This window comes from Sphingobacterium sp. UBA7253 (assembly GCF_002472745.1).
GTDB lineage: Bacteria > Bacteroidota > Bacteroidia > Sphingobacteriales > Sphingobacteriaceae > Sphingobacterium > Sphingobacterium siyangense.
The window spans coordinates 8,506-10,280 of sequence record NZ_DKSP01000103.1; the positions used below are offsets into that span (position 1 = coordinate 8,506).

Consider the following 1,775-nt stretch of genomic DNA (forward strand, 5'->3'; position numbering starts at 1 on the left):
GATTGCAGCAACCAATAACATAGAGCTTAACGAGCAGTTGCGTAATCTAACAACGCAAAATAACATCCTATTTAATGCTGCGGACAAACCCGACTTATGCGACTTCTATCTGGGATCCATTGTAAAAAAAGGCGACCTGAAAATAGCCATTTCCACCAATGGTAAATCACCAACAATTGCCAAAAGGGTGAAAGAACTATTAAATGACCTGCTACCTGAGGAAATTGACGAAACACTGTCACTCATGAGTACTTATCGAGAGCAGCTTAGAGGAGATTTCGAATACAAAGTAAAGCAGTTGAACGAGCATACCAAAAATATATTACGTTATGAACGTTAAGAAAATTAAAGAAATTATTGGCGAAAAAAAAGGAGTGGAGCTCTTACAAACAATAGCATCACTATTTCCTAATGAGGTAGTTTTTTCGACCTCTTTCGGTATTGAGGATCAAGTAATCACGGAATGGATCGGTAAAAATAGTATCAATATCGAAATATTCACGCTGGATACTGGACGACTGTTCAAAGAAACCTATTCCCTGTGGAGCCGTACCTTGGAGCGTTATCAATTGCACATCAAAACCTATACTGCTGATACAACATTGTTGGAAGATTTTATCAGCAGAAAAGGCCCAAATTCCTTCTATGAGTCGGTTGAGAATCGGAAGGAATGTTGTAGGATAAGGAAAATTGAACCTTTACAACGTGCGATTAAAGGAAAAAAAATTTGGGTAACGGGCATCCGATCAGATCAATCCATCAATCGCCACGATATGGACTTTATCGAATACGATGAAGCAAACCAAATCATCAAAATCCATCCTTTATTTGACTGGACTTTTGAGGAAGTAAAAAAGTATTGTAAAGAACAATATATCCCTTACAATATGCTGCACGACAAGGGTTTCCCAAGTATCGGTTGTCAACCTTGTACAAGAGCGGTACAAGAAGGAGAGGACTTCCGCGCTGGTAGATGGTGGTGGGAAGATCAAAGTAAAAAAGAATGTGGTTTGCACGGTGTTTAATCATAAAATAGCGAAGCAGAAACCCAAATTCATTAAATCAAATTTTATTATTTCAGAGAATGGACTATTTAGATCATTTAGAAGCGGAAGCAATATATATTTTAAGAGAGGTAGCCGGACAATTTGAAAAACCAGCGCTATTATTCTCTGGTGGTAAGGACTCGATTACACTTGTTCACTTGGCAAAAAAAGCATTTAGACCGGGTAAATTTCCTTTCCCATTAGTTCACATTGACACTGGTCACAATTTTCCCGAAACAATCACTTTCAGGGATTCTCTGATTGAAGATATAGGAGAAAAACTTATTGTTGGTTATGTTCAAGACAGCATTGATCAAGGGAAAGTTGTTGAACAAAAGGGAAAAAATGCAAGTCGAAATGCCTTGCAGACGGTTACCTTACTCGATACAATCTCAAAACATGGTTTTGACGCTTGTATCGGTGGCGCACGTAGGGACGAAGAAAAAGCCCGTGCCAAGGAAAGAATCTTCTCAGTGCGTGACGAATTTGGACAATGGGATCCCAAACGCCAAAGACCCGAGCTGTGGAGCATCTTTAATGGCAAAATAAATAAAGGTGAAAATGTACGCGTGTTTCCCATTTCAAACTGGACCGAGCTCGATGTTTGGAATTATATTAAACGCGAACAGATCGCATTGCCATCTATCTATTTCAGCCATGAACGGGAGGTTATTACCCGAAATGGGCAATTGATGGCTGCAGCCTCATTCTTAAATATCGATGCAGAGG

The 1,775-nt window shown here is 39.4% G+C and carries 3 protein-coding genes; all 3 read left to right on the forward strand.

The window, feature by feature from the left end:
• Positions 1-340, forward strand: a 340-nt coding sequence (locus tag B2X72_RS09970) for a precorrin-2 dehydrogenase/sirohydrochlorin ferrochelatase family protein (RefSeq protein WP_286849450.1), incomplete at its 5' end; no start/stop codon positions are given.
• A complete protein-coding gene (locus B2X72_RS09975) occupies positions 330-1,025 on the forward strand; it encodes a phosphoadenylyl-sulfate reductase (RefSeq protein WP_286849452.1) in 696 nt (231 codons plus the stop codon). The genes B2X72_RS09970 and B2X72_RS09975, both read left to right, overlap by 11 nt.
• 59 nt (positions 1,026-1,084) lie before the next feature.
• A partial coding sequence (gene cysD / locus B2X72_RS09980) for a sulfate adenylyltransferase subunit CysD (RefSeq protein WP_286849454.1) occupies positions 1,085-1,775 on the forward strand: 691 nt, incomplete at its 3' end.